We start from the raw sequence: 19,332 nt of genomic DNA, 5'->3' as shown, positions 1-19,332 counted from the left end.
CCCCCCCCCCCCCCCCCCCCCCCCCCCCCCCCCCCCCCCCCGCCCCCCCCCCCCCGCCCCCCCCCCCCCCCCCCCCCCCGCCGGGGGCGGGCCCCCCCCCCCCGGGGGGGGCCGGCGGGGGGGGGGGGCCCCCCCCCCCCCCCCCCCGACCGCAGGTGCTCGTTACTCGGCCGAGCTGGTGGCCGGGGGTACTTCCAGGACGAAGAACAGAAAGCACATGGTGGTCGAGAAGCGTTGGAAGTCGTTGGGGTAGAGCTCACGGGCCGCCGGGTCGGGCTGTGGCTCGCTGATGACGGCCAGACGGAACCCGGCTGCGGTGAAGGCATCGGTCATCGCGTGCAGCGGCCGGCGCCAGAAGCTCATCCGGGCGTTCTGCCCCACCAAGTCGGTCCATTCCTGCGTGTAGTTGGTGGTCGCGTGATAGTCGGGCCGAGGATCCTGGATGGCGTAGTCCACGAAGGGATGCTGCACCGATGCGATCAGTCGACCGCCGGGCCTGAGCACGCGTCGGATCTCGGCCAGCGTCGGCCCCCAGTCCTCCAGGTAGTGCAGGACCAGCGAGGCGAGGACATCATCGAACGCACCGTCGGCGAACGGCAGCGGGTCACCCAGGTCGGCCACGTGCAGGGCCGCGTCGGCACCCAGCCTCCGCCGGGCCAGCGCCACCATTTCGGCGCTGGAGTCGAGGCCGGTGACGAGAGCACCCCGATCGCGAAGTGCACCGAACAGGGGGCCGGAGCCGCAGCCGGCGTCAAGGATCCGGCGGCCGGCCACGTCCCCGGCGAGGGACAGCATCGCGGGCCGCTCGTAGTAGGCGTTCAGGAGACTGGTCTCGCTCAGGGCCGAGTACGTCTCTGCGAAACTGTCGTAGTCGTTCACCCGGGCCGGGGGTGCGGGCTGGGCACGGTTCTCGGCGGTAGGCATGCTGCGGTCTCCGTCGTGTCATCTCGGCATGTCGCACGGGCGTCGTCCTGATGATCGACGTCGATTCGCCGCGTCCCGGTTCCGGTGCCGGAAACGACTCGAACCTCCGGCCGCGTCGTCGGCCAGGACCAGCCACGGGTCATCGAGAGGGAAACGGTGCGTGGTACCCCCCGGTCCCGGCCGGCACGCGCGTGGAGATCGTCGGCCCCGTGGGTACTTCGATCTTGTCGTGGGCGAGGAGCCAGGCCACGACCGCGCGGCGGTCGAACCGCGGGTGCACGTCCGTGCCCGGCCACTGGGTCGGTCGGGGGAAGTCGTGGTGTCGGCTGTGCCAGTTCACCACTGCGGCCCGGCCCACCCTGGCCATCCGCGCCACCTCCGCCGGAACGCCGCCCGGGGCGACCGGAGTGAGGCCGGCGAGCGGGGAGCGGCGGCCGACGCGGGCGGTGCGTACGGGCCGCCGGTCCACGCAAGGGCGGGCCACCTCGGGAGCTCGACGTCCTGGGCGTCGTTCGGGCGGGGACCCGTGTCGATGTCATGCGTGGGCGCTGTCAGGAGCTCGGGAAGACACGGAAATCGGGGCAGCCCAGGATCCGCAAGGACTTGGTGGAGTCCAGCGGGTAGGGGACGGTTTTGCCGAGGTCGTGGAACCCGATGCGTCGGTAGAAGGCCATGGCGCGGTGATTGTCCTCGCGTACCCCCAGGGTGAGCCAGGTGCAATCGGTGTGCTCGCGTGCGAAGTCGACGGCCGCTTCCATCAGCGCCCGCGCCGGACCGTCCGGACCGCGGTGCGCCGGGGCGACGTACACGGCGTGCACGTGTGCGGTGTCGGGGATGCCGTCCAGGGGCGCGGCCCCGGCGGTACCGGCCCAGGAGCCGGTCTCGTCGATGGCCACGAACAGCCCGTCGTCGGCCCCGGCCGCGCCCCTCTCCGCCTGCTCCCGCCACGTGCGGTCGGAGAGCACGACAGCATCGGCGTGACGGACACCGAAGGCGTCGGGCGAGTCCAGCAGGGACTCAAGGCGTATCGCGCGCAGCTCGCGCCATTCCTCCACCGCGATCCGTCGGATGACGTACTTCATGGTCCTCACTCTCTTCGGGTCGGTCGGGGGCGGCGTGGGGGCACGATGTTGCACGATGTCCTTCGTCAGTATCGTGTTGCCGGACCAGCAGAGTCGATAAAGGTCCACTTCAAAGGTCCACTTCGTCCAACAGGTCGCGGCCGGAACGGCAGAACTCGCAACGGGCGCCGGGTGGCAACGGGCGGGACGCGTTGCACGCGTCGCTGCACCCGACCGTCGTCGTACGTCTGTCACGCTGATCGCGAATCACCCTGTTCGCCAGACGCTGCCCGATTCACTGGATGCGGGCTCGTCCGCGATCGATGTGTCGGCGCGGTCGCCGGTGCCCGGCAGGTCCTTGGCGAGCCGGCCGGCGCGAGTGCGCTCACCGGGCATCGACCGGGTGAGGACGCCGAGCGTGAGCAGTGCGAGCGCCGGCAGCACGGCGACGATGATTCCCATCGGCAAGGCATCGGTGGCGCCACCCGCGCCGGCCAGCGGAGCAAGTGCCCCGCCGATCATGAACTGGCTGAAGCCGAGCAGAGCGGCGGCCGACCCGGCGTGTCGGCCGTGGTCGGCCAGGGCCTGGGCCGCGGCGTTCGGCATGACGAGGCCCACGCTGGAGACCAGGACGAACATGCCGATCAGGAGCGCGGGCAGGGGTGCCCGTGTCAGCACCGCGCCCAGGACCGTGGTGCCACCGGCCGTCGCGCCGAGCAGACCGGCGAGCAGCAGCACGCGGGCGCCGGCCCGGGCCACCAGCCGGCCGCTGATCTGGGCGGCCGCGACGAGTCCGGCAGCGTTGACGGCGAACACGGCGCTGTACTGCTGCGGTGACAGACCGTGGATTTCCTGCAGGACGAACGGCGAGCCGGAGATGTAGGCGAACATCGCCGCGAAGACCAGGCCGTTGGCCAGGACGTACCCGGTGAAGACCCGGTCCTTGAGCAGCTGCCCGACGACAGCCGGCAGCGGCCGGTGTGCCGCAGAGGACCGGGTCTCCGGCAGTCCTGCGGCGGAGGCCGCCAGCATCACGGCGCCGAGTACGGCCAGGCCCACGAAGATCCCCGGCCAGGTCGTGACGCGCAGGAGCTGGCCGCCGAGGACCGGCGCGAAAACCGGCGCCAGGCCGGTGATCAAGGTCAGTGCGGAGAAGAGACGTGCGGTGCGGGTTCCGGAGGTGCGGTCGCGGACCATGGCGTTGGCGATGACGATGCCGAACGCCCCGCCGATGCCCTGGACCAGGCGTAGGCCGACGAAGGTCCGGACGTCGGGCGCCACCGCGCAGAGCGCGCTGGCGATCGTGTAGAGGGCGAGGCCCGCCAGCAACGGACGCCGCCGGCCGTAGGTGTCGCTCAGCGGCCCGGCGATCAGCTGCCCGATGGCCAGCCCGGCCAGGCAGGCGGTGATGGTGAGCTGGGTGGCCGCGGCGCCGGCGCGCAGGTCGCCGGCGAGGTCCGGCAGTCCGGGCAGGTAGCTGTCGACGGACAGTGGTCCCAGGGCCACGAGCGCTGCGAGCAGGACGATGAATCGGGTGTGCCGGCCGGCGGCGGCGTCGCTCATGGCTCAGTACGCCACGGTGATGCGGCGGCGGATCGCGGTGCCGCTCTCGATCGTGTCGGCCAGGGCGATCGCGTAGTCGGCGTACGAGATGCGGCTGTTGCCGTCGTCGTCGGTGAGCAGGGTGTCCCCGGCGCTACGGTAGGCCCCGGTCCGCTCGCCCGCTCCGATGACCGCGGCGGGTGACACGTACGTCCAGTCGAGGTCGTGCACGCCGCGGTAGAGGTCGAGCGCTTCGGACTGGGCCTCGGCGTTGGCCTTCCACAGCGCGGGGAAGTCCGGGTCGTCCATGACCCGGGCGCCGGTCGGCGTGCGTAGGCTCCCGGCGCCGCCGATGGTGACCAGGCGGGTGACGCCGGCTCGGCGGAGTCCGTCGATCAGCGCACGGGCGGCACCGACGATCGTGGCGCGGTCGTTCTCCTGGCCGATCCGGGGGCCGACGGCCGACAGTACGGCCTCGTGGGAGGCGGCGAGGCCGGCGACCGCGGCGGCGTCCGTGACGTCACCGGCGGTCACGGTCAGGGCCTCGTGCTCGAGTCCGTCGATGTGGCCGGCTCGGGTCACCGCGGTGACGGTGTGGCCGCGACGCAGTAGTTCCTCGGTGGTGGGCCGGCCGATGTTGCCGCCGGCACCGAACAGGACGATCTTCATGTGTTGCTCCTTGTTTCTGATGGTCAGAGGACGGACTGGCCGTCGGCGACGATGGCCGCGGTGATGCCGCGCTCGTCGGCGGCGTGCTGGAAGCGCTGCTCGATGTCGGGTTGTTCGGTGTAGAACGGCGGGTTGTGGAACAGGCCGTAGTGCATGGCGCAGACGGTGCCGGCGCCGAGTGCGACGGCGGCCTCGACGCCCTGCTCGGGGGTCATGGTCGCCGGGACGTTGGCCGCGTAGCCCTCGAAGTGGGCGATGACGCCGTTGACCGGGACGAACGCGACGTCGAACGGGCCGTGGTCGCGGGCGATCTGCCACCAGCTGCCGTGCCACTGGGTGTCGCCGCAGTGGATGATCCGCCGGCCGGCGCCTTCGACGACCCAGGCGACCTGGTCGCAGTCGTTGCCGCGCCAGTCCAGCGAGGTCACCGGGGTGACGGTCAGCTCTCCGATGCGGCGTGACCGGCCCAGGTCCTGGGCGACGGGGGTGATGCCCGCTTCGTGGAGCGCCGCCGCGCTGGGGGTGTGGCAGCCGATCGTGCCGGTGGCCGCGATCCGGGCGATCAGGTCGTGGTCGTAGTGGTCGGGATGCAGGTGGGTGATGAGGGCGTGGGTGCCGGGTGGGGCATCGACCGGGTCGACCGGCCGGTGCGGCGGCCCCATCACCGGCGCCAGCGGAGCGACGTTCTCGAGCGGGTCGATCAGCAGGCGGGTGTCGCCGAGACGGATCTCGACGCCGGCCCAGGCCAGCCGACGTACGGAAAGGGTGGGGGTCATGGGCAGCGACGCTAGACCGACATTGTTGAGAAAGTCAACAAGAGAGTTTTGAAACTCAACGCCGCGAGGTAGGGTGGTGGCATGCGCACTTATGGGCAGTACTGCGGCATCGCGAAAGCACTGGACACCGTCGGCGACCGATGGACGCTGCTGATCATCCGTGAACTGCTCGCCCTGGGTCCGTGCCGGCACACCGACCTGCGCAACGGGCTGCCCGGGATCGCCAGCAACCTGCTGGTCGACCGGCTCCGCGAACTCGAGGAAGCCGGCCTGATCCACCGCGAGGCCGCCCCGCCGCCGGTGGCCACCACCCTGTTCTCCCTCACCGAGCGTGGCCGCGAGCTCGAGCCGGTGCTGCGGGAACTGAGCCGGTGGGGCGTGCCGCTGTTGCGTGAGCCGGCCGGCAACGACACCTTCCGCACCCACTGGCTGGACGTGCCCGCCCGGGCACTGACCGACCACCGCCCCGACCAGCCGGCGATCGCCCTGCAACTGCACGCCGACGGCAACGAGGACCTGGTCATCGAAGTCAAGGACGGCTCGGTGCACACCCACGCCGGCCGGGTCGACCACCCCACCGCGTCACTGACCGGACCGCCGCACCTGCTGGCCGCCACCCTGCTCGGCGAGCTCGATCTGAGCGCCGCAGTACAGCAAGGCCTGCGGCTCAGCGGCGAACGCGAGGCAGTGATGCGCATCCTGCCCCGCTGATCGACCGGCCGCTCGCGGGCCTGCGATCTCCAGCTCTACCGAGTCCGCGCCGGTCTCACCAACGGTCCTTTGCCTGAGCAAGATCAAACACGGCGCCCGGTGATCGCGAACCCGCGGTTCGGTTCGCAGAACTGTTCTCACTCAAAGGTGAGTCCGGGGTACTTCCGAGAATCGTTTGTGACAGCCGCGGAAGCGTGACAGCCCCTCAAGAAGCCTCCCCGAGCGACGCGGACGACGTCGAGCGCCACCCCTGCCCGCGCTGCCGGGCCGATCCCGGCTCGCCGTGCCGCTCGCGCTCCGGCGCGGTCGCCGGCACCTACGACACCGGCCGCTTCACCAAGGTGCGCCGCCGTTGACGACACCGGCAAAGCCGAGGGGGCGCTGCAGGCTGCGCCCCCCCGCATGGATCAAGGAGGAACGATGGTGCGGCACCCTACGAGGTCGTGGCGCGGTGCACCGACCCGTCCTAGCTGGGCGCCGCCGGCATCGACAACGCTGCCACCAGGTCTTCTTGTCCGCCTGACGTACGACGATCTCAGGACCGGGGCCGCATCGACTTCCACGCCGAGGTGCGCGCCGACCGACGGCTGCGCTACCTGCGGCTACGGCTCGCGCGCACGGAACTGCGGTCGGCTGCGTGCAAGTGCCGATGACGGGTGCGAGCAGGCCGTCGAACTGTCCGGCCACCGGGTGCACCTCCTGATGCACCCCGCGTGCTGACGTGGTCTTTCCCGGCCGTCACGTGCCGGACGCCGACGGGGACGGCAGTGCGGGCGAGCCGGGTCTGGAACCAGAAGAATGCTCCACGGCGTGATTTCGGTGGCGGTGGCTGAGACGAGAGAGGAGCACCCGGTGCACAGCGACAAGCGGCGGATCTACTGGTGGTCCATCGGCGCGACGGTGCTTTTCGCGGCGTTGACGGTCGCCTTCCGGATGGGTCTGAGCAATGCCGGCGAGGACCCGCTCGCGGTCCGGTCGCTGACGTGGCGGGGGTCTGGGAAGGCTCGGACGGCGGCCGTCTGACGGTCCGGGCGGACGGTTCTGCGACCCTGGAGCGGGTCACGCGGCCCGGACCGGACTGCGGGCAGTTCACCGACGCGGCGGGCCGTTCGTACACCGGGCCGGCACATGGGTCTTCGACACCTACCCGGACGAGAAGCCGGGGATCAGGCTCGACTGTCAGGGACCCGCTCCTGCCAAGCCGTGCAAGGTCTACCTCGTGGTCTTCCCTCGGAAGGACGGCACGAAAGGGTTCCTCCCCCAGGACCCGCCCGGCGTGAACTACGTACGCTCGGTCGGCCGGCAGGACTGATCCAAGCCGTCCGGAAGCGCCCGACCGCGACAGCCGCCGCTGCGGCGAGCGGCAGCGTCCAGCCGACCGGGCGGCAGCCCGGCCAGCAGTAACGGCGCCCGAAGCCGCTTCCCGATGAAGGCGCGGCAGCGGACCGGCACGGCCGCCCTCCGGGGGTCCCTCCCGGCCAGGGCCCCGCACCGGCCCACTCGCCGACCCGCCGGTCAGGGGGCGTCGATGAGTATCCGGCCGTCGGTGGGCACGGCTGCCGCGATCCCGTTCGCGTACGCGTTCTGCACGCGGGACCGCTCCGTCGCGTTGGGCACGGCGTTGGTGCAGGCCGTCCCGGCGCTGGACCCGGACATCAGCTGGGAGCACGGCCCGGGCTTGGTGTCCGGGAGGCCCAGGCTGTGGCCCAGCTCGTGCGCGGCGATGCGCGTCCTGTCGTACCCCTGGCTCACGGCCTGCGCGCCGAGTTCGACTCGGACCTGTCGCCCCGGCCGGACCGGGCCGAGGGTGGCTTGCGGCCAGCCGGTGGTGGCCACGATGACGATCTCGGCCCGGGTCCCGGGCGCGGCCTCCACCAGCCGTACGTTACTGACGTTCGCGTTCCAGGAAGCGACGCCGGCCGCGATGGCCGCTTCCCAACCCCCGGCTCGGCTGTCGTCGTATCGGAGTGTCACTACCGCTGCGGTGGCGTCCGGTAGGGGCGCGGGTGCCGCGGTAGCGGCGGTCGCCGCCGCGAGGACCAGCGCGGCGGCGGAGGTGCTGACTTTCAGCCAGGTTCCCAGAGACATGGTCGTCTTCTTTCATGCGTGGGGGGACCCGGCTCCTCGGCGGAGCCGGGGCACTGGAGACGCCGCCACCGACCGCCTCTGGCAAGCAAGTTCGGACAGCCGCCTCTCCGGAGTGCTAAGACGGTAGTCCTGCACCCCACTTTCCCGTCATGCACCTGCCAGCCAATTCGGGCAGGCACTCCAGCCGATGCCCGGTCAGCGGGCGGGCGACGGACGCCCGGCCGCAGAACGAGGCGCGGACAGGCACGCCGACGACAGCGAACCGGCTTGGCGGCTGGCGCCGGGCCGGCGGCCGGGAGGGGCGCGCTGGTTGTGCGTACCGGTTCGGGCAGGTGGGTCAGGTGCGCTGCACCAGGTGGTCGACGGAGAAGAGAAGGTGGTGCTCGCCGTAGTGGAAGCGGTCGGCGAGGGTCGCGTAGCGGGTGTACTGCGCCTCGGTGAGCGGCAGTTGGAGCACCTCTACTATGCGCAGGAGCAGACGGAACCCGAGGTCGGGGTCGGTCTGGGTGGCGATCTGCTCCAGGGCTTCCATGACCGTGGTGCCTTCAAGGGGGTGGAAGGCGGGCGCCGGGGCGTTCGCCTCCTGGCCGTTCGGCCTCGCACTGCTCGTTCTCGGCCTGGTCTGCACTGTGATCTCCACGGTCAGGGTGAGCGTCGACCGGCGAGGGGTGACGGTCGGCTCGGCGCTCCTGCCCCGCCCCCGCCTGCCCCTGCCCCTGCCCCTCGCCACCATCACCAGTGCCGCAACCACCCGTATCGACCCCGTGGCCGACTTCGGCGGCTGGGGCTACCGCCTGCGCCCCAACCGGCGCGGAGTCGTACTCCGCTCCGGCGAGGCACTCAGCGTCCGTACGACCAGCGGTACCGAGTACCTGGTCACCGTCGAGGACTCGACCACCGCGGCCGCACTCCTCAACGGCCTGGTGGAACGACACTCGGCAGACGTGCCAGGAGACGTGCCTGGGGACAAGCCGGAGGGGCGGGACTAGCCATGCTCTTCCGGGTCCACCCCAACTCGCCCGTCCCCCTGGGCGACAGATCGCCGCCTGCGTACGAGGAGCGATCGCCGACGCCACGGCGGCCCCGGCGAGCGCCTTCCGCCCGCCCGCGACGTCGCCGAGTCCCTCGGCGTCAACGTCCACACGGTCCTGCGCGGCTACCAACGGCTACGGGACGAAGGTCTGATCGAGTCGCGCCGAGGCCGGGGCGCGGTGATCACCTCGGCACCCGGAGCCCCGGGTCAGGCCCGGCTCACCGACTCCGTGCACCGCCTGATCGCCCAGGCGCGCGAACTCGGCCTCACGGACGATGAGTTCCTGTCCTTGGTGCAGAACAGCCTGGCCGTGGCCCCGACCGGCACGACAGCGGCACCCCCGGAGGAAACGTGAGTCGCCGTGTCCCGGGGAGACGAACGCGATCGGGCGCCGGGCGCGGTCGTACGGAGGGTCGGAGGGGGCTTTCGCACGCAGGGTCGATGTCCCGCAGGATCCCGATCCTGCCGTGTGCATCTTCGACGCGGTGTCCGACGTCGCTCCGGTCGATCATGGCGCCACCCCCTCCCAGGTGTGGAGGTGGTGGCGGATGTCGACGTTGCAGTCGGAGCCCCCGGACAGATTCCAGGGGTCGTACCTGGTGACTTGGTCAGCAACCTGAGTACGGCGCACCACGCCGCCGGTGACATGGACGCCTTCCGTGATGCCGCCACGCGGCTCGCCCGGATCGATGAGGATCTCGGTGGGGGAGTGGACACGGAGGCGGCGGTGCGCTTCGGTGAGGTAGTAGGCGTTGTCGTGATCGTGGGTCACCCCGAGATCTGACCCACGGGCAGTTCCCTGCTGCTTACCTCGTGGGTACCGCACGGCGGGGGAGCTCCCCCGCCGCGGTACGCGAACCCCTGCCTGTGCCCTCTTCGCGAGGACCCGCGTAGCTGGGTCCTCGACCCCGCCCGGCGGGGACGACGACGTTCGCCACCCTGATCGAGCCCGCACGCATCTGCGGCCCGAGGACGCCGAGCTCGCCGGCACGAGGCGAGACCCGGGCCCCCGCCTCACTTCACAGGACACAGTCTCAGTCGAACCCGCGCGCAGCCCCGTTGCGTCGTCCGTCGCTCGGTTGGCAGGCGCCCGCCGAGCGACAGACACTGGAGGTACGGTTCCGGCTCCAGGACCCAGCGAGTAGGGAGCTGCCCACGATTCGCAGGCGGTGCCCCGCAGCTCCCAAAAGGAGCGGACGATGACTGATCAAGCCGATCCTGCAGGTCATGACCGATTCAAGGACATCAACGGCCCTCAAGATCCATTGGTCGACGAGTTGCGGCCGACACCGAGCGAGCCCCCGGTCGCGGGGTTGACGCTGAAGGGTCTCTTGGGAGACAGCGACCGTCCGGGGCACCGGCGCTTGTACTTCACGGCGAAGCTCGACCATTTCGCGGAATTCGCCACCGAAGACGTGGTGAGTGTCTCTCGTATTCCTCCGGACCGCCCGCCGTTCCGCGATGAGGAAGCGACTAAGATCACCTTCAAGAAGGGGGCGGAGATCGAGTACACGCGTAGCCGATCAGTGCGCTACCCCGATGAATTCGATCTCGATATTCGGCGCATTCCCGATAGATCCCGCACGTATGAGAATTCCACTCAAACGGGCTATTATACCGACTGCTGCAATAGTAGTGAAACCTGTCCAGAGGAACAGTGGTCGGACAGCTGGACCTGTACCTGCTACCTCACCTGCGGTGAAACGTGCTCCACCTGTGGAGAATTGACCTGCCGGGGTGAGGGTCGCGGCTGTTACACGGATGACCCGGATCCCATTCCGAACCCGACCGACGTCCAAACCTTTTGCGTTGGCACTTGCTAGCCATCACCGTCACGCGAACGCTTTCTGAGCAGGCCCGCCTTCCAACCTTGGAGGTCCGGTGCCGGATTCCCTCCTCCAGATGAAGACCGCTCCCCCCTGGACGAGCATCCTCGGCACGGAACAGCAAAGTGCAGCGCTGTTCGTTGCCCAGGACGTCGTCGGGCGCGTCACCGACCATGGAATCCTGATCGAGACGCTGGCCACTGCACATCACCAGACGCAGCTTCCAGACTCGATCGTTTGGCAACCACACGGGCTTGCCACTGGCAACGCCGGGATCGCCGTAGTGTGCTCCTACATCGATCATTATCTGCCGAACAAGGGCTGGGACGCGGTCGGCCACGAATTCCTCGTCGCCGGCACGCGCGCCGTGCAGCGGTCCCCGCAGCTCAGCTCCGGCCTCTTTGCCGGTCTGAGCGGCCTTGCGTTCGCAGCACATTCGCTCAGCCGGGACGGCGAGCGTTATCGACGCCTGCTATCCGCCCTCGACCAGGATCTTGTGCCCCGCACGGCTTCGATTGCGGCGCACCTTCGGAGGGATGCCACCGGCATGCCGGTAAGCGCCTTCGATGTGGTCTCCGGGGCGAGCGGGATTGCGGCCTACCTCCTGACACGAGACCCGTACCGCCTGCTGCCAGAGCTCCTCACGGCTCTGGTCCAGCTGGCCACACCGACGGATGGCATCCCTCGTTGGGCCACCCCGCCCGAATTCCTCCGCAATGACCCCATGCACGACTTCTTCCCGTCAGGATGTCTCAACTGCGGTCTTGCACACGGCATACCGGGTCCACTGGCTGTGCTGTCGCTTGCCCTATGCGCGGGGCACGAGGTGCCCGGGCAGGCCGAAGCCATCAGCAGACTCGCCGGATGGCTCGTCGCCCATCAGGTCCACGATGCCTGGGGAGCCGCTTGGCCGGCGGCTCTTCCGCTTGCCCCGCCGACAGGGCCACCGCCACCCGCTGGTGGCTCCAGGCGCGCACGCAGCGCCTGGTGCTACGGCGGCCCCGGGGTCGCCCGAGCCCTGTGGCTAGCAGGCGAGGCGCTGGAGGACTCAGGCTGGCGTCGACTGGCGGTCGAGACGATCGCAAGCGTGCTCCGGAGCCCCGTCGACCAGCGGCACGTCGATTCGTCGACCTTCTGCCACGGAGTATCCGGTTTGCTTCACATCGTTCTGCGATTCGCTCATGACACGGGCGACGATGTGCTGGCGGACGGGGCCCGAAAGCTCGTCGATCAGTTGCTGGGAGCCTACGAACACCACAGGCCCTTCGGCTACGCGGACTTGGAACCGGGAGGCAACTACGTGGATCGAGCAGACCTGCTCAGCGGGGCATCTGGGGTTGCCATGGTGCTTCTCGCCGCCGCCACCGATGCCGAGCCGGCCTGGGACCGAATGTTCCTTCTGTCATGACCAGGAACGAACCCGAGGCCAGGCCGCATCCCAGCAGTGAGGGGAACGCCGGCCGAGCTGCGAGGACTGCGAGCACATCACTGTACGAGCCGCTGCCATGGGCACTGGTGAGAGCTCCGCTACTGCCCGTGAGTGCCCGGTGTACATCGACGGCGGCTACTTCCAGCGGCTCTCTCCTGCCCAGTGATCCGCGGGTACGGCTCGCGATCGCGCTCGCAAGCCCCGATCTGGCCGCAGCGCTGGAGAGAACACGTCCATCAAGCCAGGAAGCACCGCGGCTACGCCGGAAGGTACGACGGTACGTTACAAGGATGAGTACCCGGCCGACGCCCTTCGGGCTCTTCGCCGGTGTCGGACTGCTGAAATGGGCCTCGGCGACGGACCTCGCCCTTGCTGCGTCGCCCCCGCACACGCATACCCGCCCCGACATGGCGTGGTTGCTCGATCTGGTCGCTCGAGCCGAATGCGACCCCGCCATCCACGCCGGGCTGCGCTACATCACGGATTCGACGGTCACGATGCAGGGGAATCGAGCCCTCGTGCCCGATGGTCCACATGCAGGCACATCCATTCGCGCCACCGAGGCGGTCCGATGTGTGCTCGAAGCAGCCCGGATCCCCACGACACCGGCACAACTGGCGAACGAAGTCCTGCGCATTCCCGGCGCCACGCCCGAAATTGCCGCCCGCTTGGTGGACGAACTCTGCGCCCAAGGCTTCCTCCTCTCGGAACTTCACCCACCTCTTACCGGAGGCGACCCGGCTTCGCATGTATTCACGTGCCTGGCCGCGATCCCCGCAGGCCAGAAAGCGGCTTGCGAGCTCGAAGCAATGATGAAGGAGCTGGCCCGTTGGGACCGGATCGCACTCACCGAGCGTGCCGCGCATTGGCCGACCCTTCTCCGCCGTCTCGAGCAGATCCACCCAGCTTCGTCGGACGCTGGTCGGGCCACCCGAAGCCTCTTGCAGACCGACATGGCACTCGCTCTCCAAGGCACGGGCTTGCACGCCACCGTGGGTGCCGAAGCAGCCACCACAGCCGAGCTCCTCCTCCGGCTCAGTCCTCGTCCGGCCGGCACGCAGGCGTTGGAAAGCTACCGGCACGCTTTCGAGGCCCGGTACGGGGCCGAGCGTCAGGTCCGGCTGTTGGAGTTGCTCGATCCCTCAACGGGGCTTGGAACTCCGTACGGTCGCATCACGAACGGAGGCGAGGCACGAGACCATCAGAAGCGCAACCGACTGCTCCTCACTCTCGCACTGCAGGCCAACCGTGATCACCGAACAGTTGTGGAACTCGACGACGAACAGATCGACTGCCTGACCACCTCGGACCCCACAGCCGAGAACTGCCCGCTGTCGCTGGACCTCTCACTGTTCCTCACGGCCTCCTCCCTCCCGGCCCTCGATGCCGGCGACTTCCAACTCGTCGTCGGACCGAACCTCGGTGCACCTGCTGCGGGCCGCGGCCTCGGGCGCTTCGCCCCGCTGCTGGGACCTTCCGCGCACGCCGCGCTGGAGGAGGTCGTACGAGCAGAGCAGCAGTTGCTCCCTGACACGGTGATGGCCGAGCTGGTCTACGCACCAGAGCGGGCTCGCGCCGCCAACGTGGCGATCAGGCCCGCGGTCCGATCACACGAGGTCGTCATCGGAAGCTGGCCAGGTGTGCCGACGGAGAGCGTCGTGCCCCTCCAGGAGCTCATGGTCGGCGTCCGGTCCGGGCGCTTCGTCGTGAGCTGGCCCGCAGGAGGAGCGGAAGTGGTGGGGCATCAGGGACACATGCTCAACTCCGGGATGGCGCCCGCCGCCGCTCGCTTCCTGCTCGACGCCGCGACCGACGGTCGCTGCCAGTTCATGCCGTTCTCCTGGGGCCCGGCCGCTGGCCTCCCGTTCCTGCCTCGGATACAGCGAGGCCGCAGCGTCCTTTCACTCGCCCACTGGCGCCTCGATCCCGCCGGCGAGCTCCGTCCCGACCTCACCGACCGCTTCGCCGGGGCATTGTCTACGTGGCGAATGAAATGGGGTGTTCCTCGGGACGTCTACCTGGCCGTTGGTGACAACCGTCTGCTCCTTGATCTCACGTCACCACAGGACGTCGAGCTGCTGCGGGAGGAGCTGAAAGGGCTTCCTCCAGGCGGCTCGTCAGTGGTCCAGGAAGCACTGCCAGGCCCTCGCGACGCGTGGCTGCCTGGAGCGACCGGTGATCACCTGTGTGAGATCGTTGTCCCCCTGGTCCAGCGTCCCACTCGACGCGAGGCCGTTACACCCGCACCTCCACTGCCTCCTGTCGAAGTCGTTGAGCCGCCTTCCCGGCTCCGCCCACCAGGCAGCGACTGGCTCTATCTGAAGCTGTACTGCAGCCTCTGGCAGCAGGACGAAGTGATCGCGGGTCCACTGAAGGCCTTCGGGGAATTCGCCACGCATTCGGGGCTATGCGACGGCTGGTATTTCGTCCGTTACGCCGACCCGGAACCACACCTGCGCGTCCGGTTCCATGGAAAACCGTCCGCCCTCATCGGCCCGCTGTTGGAACAGGTCTGCGCGTGGGCAGAAGACCTGTCGGCAGGCGGCATCTGCACGAGGTTCTCCTTCGAAACGTACGAACGCGAGGTCGAGCGCTACGGCGGTGAGGCCGGGATGCGGGCGGCGGAAGCGATCTTTACCGCAGAGAGTCCGCTCGTCGGCGAAATGCTGCAGGCGAGCAAGGAGGGCCTGATCACAGCCAGCATGCCTGACCTCGCGGTGATCAGCATCGATGACCTGCTGGACTGTCTTGGCGTGGACCCGGAGGAGAGAGCGCGCTTCTCCTACGAGCCCCTTCCACCCTCCTCACGCATGGGCGGCAACGCGTACCGTGAACGCAAGGGAACCCTCCGACAAGTACTCGGCTGCCCCGGCGCCTGCGATGCGGAGACCTCTCGCCTGTTGCGGGCCCGGCGCCTGGCACTCAGACCGGCCCTCGACCTTCTCGACTCGCTGCACCGCAGCAACAAGCTGCAGTGTCCCCGCCCCGTGCTGAACCGACACTTCGTCCACATGCATGCAAACCGCCTCCTTGGTACGGACAGAGACGAGGAGCGTCTGGTTCTCGAACTGCTCCGACGAACCCGCGCAGGCTTGTCCCGCGCTCCCTTCGAGCGGTGACCCCGGACTCGGCCGGACGGGTGGCTGAAAAGCCTGTCAGGATCCTCGATGCGCAGGCCCCGGACGCGCTCCCCGACGCTCCTCATGTCCTGCGCCTCTTCGGCCGGGAGTTCCGTACTCCAGGTACACCCGCAGATCCGACAGGCCGGCACGCATCAGGGCTTCGAAGAGGGCGGCCAACTCGCCGGCCGGCTCCACACCTCACCCTCGTCCGGAACCCCGAACTCGCAGGCGCGGTACCGCTCGATGCACCGCGCGATGAACACCGGACTGTCCACCAGTGCGGCCGCTGTTTGACCTTGCCGCTGGCGGCAGGGTTGGACGATGACCGGCATGAAGACCACCGCACCGCACACCAGCCGGATCGTCGCCGTCACGGGAGCCGGCACCGGGATCGGCCGGGCCACCGCCCGTGCCTTCGCCGCCGAGGGAGCCCACGTGATCGCGATCGGGCGGCGAGCCGAGCCGCTCGAAGAGACCGCTGCCGGGAACACCAGGATCACACCACTGACCGCCGATATCACTGCCGAGGGCGAGCCCCATCGGATTGTCCGGACCGTACTGGAGAAACACGGTCGGCTGGACGTGCTCGTCAACAACGCCGGCATCGTGCGCAGCGGCTCCCTGGGCACGCTGACGCCGGAGATGATCGAGGCTCAGCTCGCCACCAACCTCATGGCTCCCATAATGCTGGCTCAGGCCGCGCTGCCGCTCCTGACGGCCTCGGGCGGGGTGATTGTCAATGTCAGTACGTCGGTGGGGCAGCGGGCCTGGCCGGGCAGCTCGGTCTATGCGGCGACGAAAACCGCTCTGGAGCTGCTGACCCGCAGTTGGGCAGTCGAGCTGGCACCCTGCGGTGTCCGGGTGGTGGCAGTCGCGCCCGGCGCGATCGACACTCCCATCGGCGAGCACCAAGGCCTGACGCCTGGGCGCAGGGCCGCAGTGCGGGAATGGCAGCTGGCACACACCCCACTGGCCCGGATCGGCCGCCCCGAGGAGGTTGCCTGGGCGATCGCCCAGCTCGCCTCCCCGGCCGCCTCCTTCGTCACCGGGGTGGTACTCCCGGTCGACGGCGGAGCGGTCGTGGCGTGATAGACATCGGTTCGGGAGGTGGACGGGTGCGGATCGGTGAGCTGGCCAGGGCAACCGGGACGACCGCTCGTGCGCTGCGGCACTACGAGCAGGCCGGACTGATCTCCTCCGAACGGGCTTCCAACGGTTACCGCGTCTACGACGAACGGACCGTGGTGCGAGTTGGCAACATCCGCCACCTCCTGGCCGCCGGGCTCACCCTGGACGACGTGCGGGTGTTCCTGCCGTGCCTGGACGGTGATGTGGCTGCGGCACCGCCCTCGGACAGGGGCCGGCAGGTGGCGCTGCAACGTCTCGCAGTCCTCAACCAACGGATCGCCGCCCAGACCGCGGCCCGCGATCGGCTGGAAACCGCGTTGCGGCAGGTGGTGGCCGAGTCCGCGCGGTAGCCTGACCGCCCGCAGATCGAATGATCCGAAAGACACACCGGCGCCTTCCTCGGTGACGACTACCGTCCCTCGGTCACACTTGCCGGCCTGTCGGCTGCCCCGTCGGTTCCGTCAGGATGAGACGCCAATGTGGTCGATGTCGGTGAACTCGACGTCGGGGCGGTCGGCGCGGCTGCCGTCGTCCTTGAAGTCGTCTCCTGAAGCCCTTCGGCGACGATCGCGCGCAGCCCCCTGGGAGATGGTCCGTGAAGTTCTGGGCATCGCGGTGTGCTTCCGTGGGGCTGCCCACAGTGGAACGCCGGCGAAGCTGCATCTTGTTCGTTGTGGGGCCTGACGAACGGCCAGTGGGCCCTGCCTCGAGACGTTGCTGCCGGTGGATCGGTTCCAGACCTCGGCGACATCGCGGCCGTGAAACCGAGCTGGCGCCCGGCTGGGACGCGCAGGTCGCGCGTAAGGTGCTTGCTCGCCGCTTTCGGGCGAGCAAGCACCTTACGGGCCCGCAGGCCGCACTACCTCACGTCTATGAGGACTTAGACGCCACTACCGTCAATCTTCGTGCTTCCAGTGCCGTAGACCCTCACCTGCGCCCACGGGTGGAGAGTCGCATAGCATCCATACTTGAGAACGCACAGGTCCACCTCTCGCTTCATCTTGGAAGTGGCCGAGGACGCAGGCGTGGCCGACTTGGTATCGGTGATTCGTTTGGTTCCTATCTTCACCTGGAGTACGGAGCTGTTCTCGTTCGTGAAGTCGTCGTATCGCTCACCCCACGCGCGGACCTTGCCGCCGGCATAGTTGAACTTCGCGTAGGTGTGATACTTGAAAATGACATCACCGGTGTAGCTGCGGTGGGTGTGGGTGATGTGCGTCATCTTCCACGAGCCTCCCGTGATCCGGACGCCGAACCCCCCGGCCCCAGGAGCGGCTTCCGTCTCGGCAGGGGTCGTGACGGCTTCACCGGGGTTGCTGATCTGCGCATCCGGGCCCGGCATGACCTCCGCCAGCTGCGCCTCGCTGAGGGGTTCGCCGTTGGCCGCGTCCACGGCAGTCCCGTCGGCCGAGAACTGGACGGATTTCGTGGTGATCTCCTGAGGCCGCGTCACGTCAGGCACGATGGCCGCGAGTTCGGGAACGGAGCGGACGAGATCGACGTCCGCCTGTGTCCACGTGCCGTCGTTGTGACGCTGGAGCGCCGCGGTGATCTCCGCATCGGTGGGCGCGGCTGCCTGGGCGGAGGGAGCCAAGGTGACGGCCAAGGCCGCAGCCGAGACCACCACGGAGGCAGCGGAGAAAACCCTCGAATTACGCTTTACCTTGAACATTAAATCTCCCCGTATGTTCGAATAAGGCTGGAAGGGTGCGCGCGTTGCGGCGATCTCGGTTGAGAAATTGAATTTCTCGGGATCCGGTTGCCCGTTTTCGCTCTTCCGTGATCCGGACACTACACGGCAGACCCGCTGTCAGGCGCTTCCGATCCCTTATCTGAGGAACTTCTGAGCTTGAATCGGGCAATCCGCTTCGAGTGTCCATGTGGGGGGAAGGTGGACCTATGCCCGATATGCGGAATTCTGAAATCGGAGAGTGGTGACGGATTTCCCGGCCCGGGCTCTAATGTGCCAGGCCGCCCGGAATGCTAAGCCGTGCATTCCGCTTCAGGTCCGCTCCCTGTCCCTGTGACGGGCAGACGCGCGCCCCAACGGATCCGCTTGGTGCCCGCCTCGCCGGCGGGGCCTGCGCTCCGGCCGACCCGCCGTCGCGGATCACCGACAGATGGGCCTCGCAGTCCGCGATGGAGCCGGACAAGTCGACGTCCGACTCATAGAGCGGCTGGTCGGCGGGGAGGGCGGCCCAGTCGAGCGGGTACTCGGCGGCGCCCCGCCACCGCCCGAGCAGCTTCCTCGCAGGACCATGGCACGGGGGCCGCCCGTACCGGCCGTCGTAGGCGTGCCACTCGCTCGACGACGGCATGTTCGGACCGCTACCCATGTCGAGGTAGGCCGTGCCCTGCTCGTTGCCGTCGGCCGGCATCACCCCTACCGATCCCTCGTGTGCGGATTCAGCACCCTGTCCACCAAGACCAGCCCCTCCCCGGCGAGTACGCGTTCGGTCGGCCTGTCGGCCGGCCGCCGCCTCCAGGCTGCCGCGCCCATGTCGGCGAAGTCGGCGTGCGCTGCCGCGACGGCTTCGAGGTACGCCTTCTGCTTCTCGTGGTCGGCGAGCGCACGGTTGATGCTCGCGACGCTGGATCAACGGCGCACCTTGCCGCGAACTGACGGGAACCCCCTGCCGACTTCGACCAGGTGGTGCGGCTCGGTGGCCGGCCCCGGTCGCCTCCGTGGACGTTGACTACAAGCGGCAGGGTGGGGTGACCACGATCCCCTTGCGGCCCCGTAGAGCGGCCCGAAGGTGAGGGCCGCCGCCTCGACAGCCAGGGCGCCCGCGAGGTCATCGACAGCATCCCCCACCGACGCGCACCCCCGTGGCGGTCATCGTGCCGATGACCGCCACGGGGGCTCCGTTCCGCCGGCGCCGGGGACGGAACCGCTTCGGGCAACTCGAGCACGCATGTCACCTCACCCGGCACCCCAGGGCCTTAGAAGGGAACACGCCACTCGTCCCGCTCTTCCGGTGTGACGCAGGTGCCGTCGCCTTCGTAGCTGTCGCGGTAGACGT

General features: G+C 69.1%; 20 protein-coding genes and 1 pseudogene. 11 read left to right on the top strand and 10 right to left on the bottom strand.

Annotation, left to right across the window (positions count from 1 at the left end):
* Positions 1-162 precede the first annotated feature (162 nt).
* From ACGFYY_RS35470 to ACGFYY_RS35445, 6 genes are all read right to left on the bottom strand, one after another.
* Positions 163-924, bottom strand: a complete 762-nt coding sequence (locus ACGFYY_RS35470; RefSeq protein WP_393715864.1) for a methyltransferase domain-containing protein — start codon at positions 922-924, stop codon at positions 163-165.
* A gap of 139 nt (positions 925-1,063) precedes the next feature.
* Complete coding sequence (locus ACGFYY_RS35465) at positions 1,064-1,393, bottom strand: hypothetical protein (RefSeq protein ID WP_393715862.1); 330 nt, start codon at positions 1,391-1,393, stop codon at positions 1,064-1,066.
* 82 nt (positions 1,394-1,475) lie between these two features.
* Entirely contained in the window at positions 1,476-2,006 is a 531-nt protein-coding gene (locus tag ACGFYY_RS35460; RefSeq protein ID WP_393715860.1) for a GNAT family N-acetyltransferase, read from the bottom strand.
* A gap of 246 nt (positions 2,007-2,252) precedes the next feature.
* Complete coding sequence (locus ACGFYY_RS35455) at positions 2,253-3,548, bottom strand: multidrug effflux MFS transporter (RefSeq protein WP_393715858.1); 1,296 nt, start codon at positions 3,546-3,548, stop codon at positions 2,253-2,255.
* Positions 3,549-3,551: 3 nt separating this feature from the next.
* A complete protein-coding gene (locus tag ACGFYY_RS35450; protein ID WP_393715856.1) occupies positions 3,552-4,196 on the bottom strand; it encodes an NAD(P)-dependent oxidoreductase in 645 nt (214 codons plus the stop codon).
* A 23-nt stretch (positions 4,197-4,219) separates the two neighbouring features.
* On the bottom strand, positions 4,220-4,972 hold the full coding sequence (locus tag ACGFYY_RS35445; RefSeq protein WP_393715852.1) for an MBL fold metallo-hydrolase: 753 nt from the start codon (positions 4,970-4,972) through the stop codon (positions 4,220-4,222).
* 81 nt (positions 4,973-5,053) lie between these two features.
* On the opposite strand from ACGFYY_RS35445, the gene ACGFYY_RS35440 reads away from it, so the two are divergent.
* The 3 genes from ACGFYY_RS35440 to ACGFYY_RS35430 all read left to right on the top strand — a co-directional run bounded on the left by ACGFYY_RS35440 (position 5,054) and on the right by ACGFYY_RS35430 (position 6,706).
* Positions 5,054-5,683, top strand: a complete 630-nt coding sequence (locus tag ACGFYY_RS35440; protein WP_393715850.1) for a winged helix-turn-helix transcriptional regulator — start codon at positions 5,054-5,056, stop codon at positions 5,681-5,683.
* A gap of 194 nt (positions 5,684-5,877) precedes the next feature.
* Positions 5,878-6,039 (top strand): hypothetical protein, encoded by a 162-nt coding sequence (locus ACGFYY_RS35435; protein ID WP_393715848.1) that lies wholly within the window; start codon positions 5,878-5,880, stop codon positions 6,037-6,039.
* A 496-nt stretch (positions 6,040-6,535) separates the two neighbouring features.
* Positions 6,536-6,706 (top strand): hypothetical protein, encoded by a 171-nt coding sequence (locus ACGFYY_RS35430; RefSeq protein ID WP_393715846.1) that lies wholly within the window; start codon positions 6,536-6,538, stop codon positions 6,704-6,706.
* A gap of 492 nt (positions 6,707-7,198) precedes the next feature.
* Here the strand turns inward: ACGFYY_RS35430 and ACGFYY_RS35425 are convergent, their stop codons facing one another.
* Together ACGFYY_RS35425 and ACGFYY_RS35420 are read right to left on the bottom strand one after the other, a co-directional pair.
* Positions 7,199-7,771: a snapalysin family zinc-dependent metalloprotease gene (locus tag ACGFYY_RS35425; protein ID WP_393715844.1), complete on the bottom strand. Its 573-nt coding sequence runs from the start codon at positions 7,769-7,771 to the stop codon at positions 7,199-7,201.
* Positions 7,772-8,108: 337 nt separating this feature from the next.
* Complete coding sequence (locus ACGFYY_RS35420; protein WP_393715842.1) at positions 8,109-8,303, bottom strand: hypothetical protein; 195 nt, start codon at positions 8,301-8,303, stop codon at positions 8,109-8,111.
* 7 nt (positions 8,304-8,310) lie between these two features.
* Here ACGFYY_RS35420 and ACGFYY_RS35415 point away from each other — a divergent pair, with 7 nt between their 5' ends.
* Together ACGFYY_RS35415 and ACGFYY_RS35410 are read left to right on the top strand one after the other, a co-directional pair.
* Positions 8,311-8,760 (top strand): hypothetical protein, encoded by a 450-nt coding sequence (locus ACGFYY_RS35415; RefSeq protein WP_393715840.1) that lies wholly within the window; start codon positions 8,311-8,313, stop codon positions 8,758-8,760.
* A gap of 2 nt (positions 8,761-8,762) precedes the next feature.
* A pseudogene (locus tag ACGFYY_RS35410) lies at positions 8,763-9,159 on the top strand (GntR family transcriptional regulator).
* 153 nt (positions 9,160-9,312) lie between these two features.
* Here the strand turns inward: ACGFYY_RS35410 and ACGFYY_RS35405 are convergent.
* Complete coding sequence (locus tag ACGFYY_RS35405; RefSeq protein WP_393715838.1) at positions 9,313-9,576, bottom strand: hypothetical protein; 264 nt, start codon at positions 9,574-9,576, stop codon at positions 9,313-9,315.
* A 427-nt stretch (positions 9,577-10,003) separates the two neighbouring features.
* Between ACGFYY_RS35405 and ACGFYY_RS35400 the strand changes: the two genes are divergently transcribed.
* The 6 genes from ACGFYY_RS35400 (at position 10,004) to ACGFYY_RS35375 (ending at position 16,659) form a co-directional block, all read left to right on the top strand.
* Positions 10,004-10,627 carry a hypothetical protein gene (locus tag ACGFYY_RS35400; RefSeq protein ID WP_393715836.1) on the top strand — a complete coding sequence of 208 codons (624 nt, stop codon included), beginning with the start codon at positions 10,004-10,006 and terminating at the stop codon, positions 10,625-10,627.
* A 79-nt stretch (positions 10,628-10,706) separates the two neighbouring features.
* On the top strand, positions 10,707-12,038 hold the full coding sequence (locus ACGFYY_RS35395) for a lanthionine synthetase C family protein (RefSeq protein WP_393715834.1): 1,332 nt from the start codon (positions 10,707-10,709) through the stop codon (positions 12,036-12,038).
* The gene (locus tag ACGFYY_RS35390; protein ID WP_393715832.1) at positions 12,035-15,178 is read left to right on the top strand and encodes a lantibiotic dehydratase; all 3,144 of its coding nucleotides are present in this window, start codon (positions 12,035-12,037) and stop codon (positions 15,176-15,178) included. The genes ACGFYY_RS35395 and ACGFYY_RS35390 overlap by 4 nt, the downstream gene beginning before the upstream one ends.
* Positions 15,179-15,226: 48 nt before the next feature.
* Positions 15,227-15,475, top strand: coding sequence for a hypothetical protein (locus tag ACGFYY_RS35385; RefSeq protein WP_393715830.1), 249 nt, complete (start codon positions 15,227-15,229; stop codon positions 15,473-15,475).
* A gap of 27 nt (positions 15,476-15,502) precedes the next feature.
* A complete protein-coding gene (locus ACGFYY_RS35380; RefSeq protein ID WP_393715828.1) occupies positions 15,503-16,270 on the top strand; it encodes an SDR family NAD(P)-dependent oxidoreductase in 768 nt (255 codons plus the stop codon).
* A gap of 26 nt (positions 16,271-16,296) precedes the next feature.
* A complete protein-coding gene (locus tag ACGFYY_RS35375) occupies positions 16,297-16,659 on the top strand; it encodes a MerR family transcriptional regulator (RefSeq protein WP_393715826.1) in 363 nt (120 codons plus the stop codon).
* A 530-nt stretch (positions 16,660-17,189) separates the two neighbouring features.
* On the opposite strand, the gene ACGFYY_RS35370 is transcribed toward ACGFYY_RS35375, so the two are convergent.
* Positions 17,190-17,981 carry a hypothetical protein gene (locus ACGFYY_RS35370; protein WP_393715824.1) on the bottom strand — a complete coding sequence of 264 codons (792 nt, stop codon included), beginning with the start codon at positions 17,979-17,981 and terminating at the stop codon, positions 17,190-17,192.
* Positions 17,982-19,332: the final 1,351 nt, after the last annotated feature.

The sequence above is a fragment of the Streptomyces sp. NPDC048331 genome (assembly GCF_043201215.1).
GTDB lineage: Bacteria > Actinomycetota > Actinomycetes > Streptomycetales > Streptomycetaceae > Streptomyces.
Note: the sequence above shows the minus strand (reverse complement) of the source record. Positions and strands in the feature narration are given on the sequence as shown.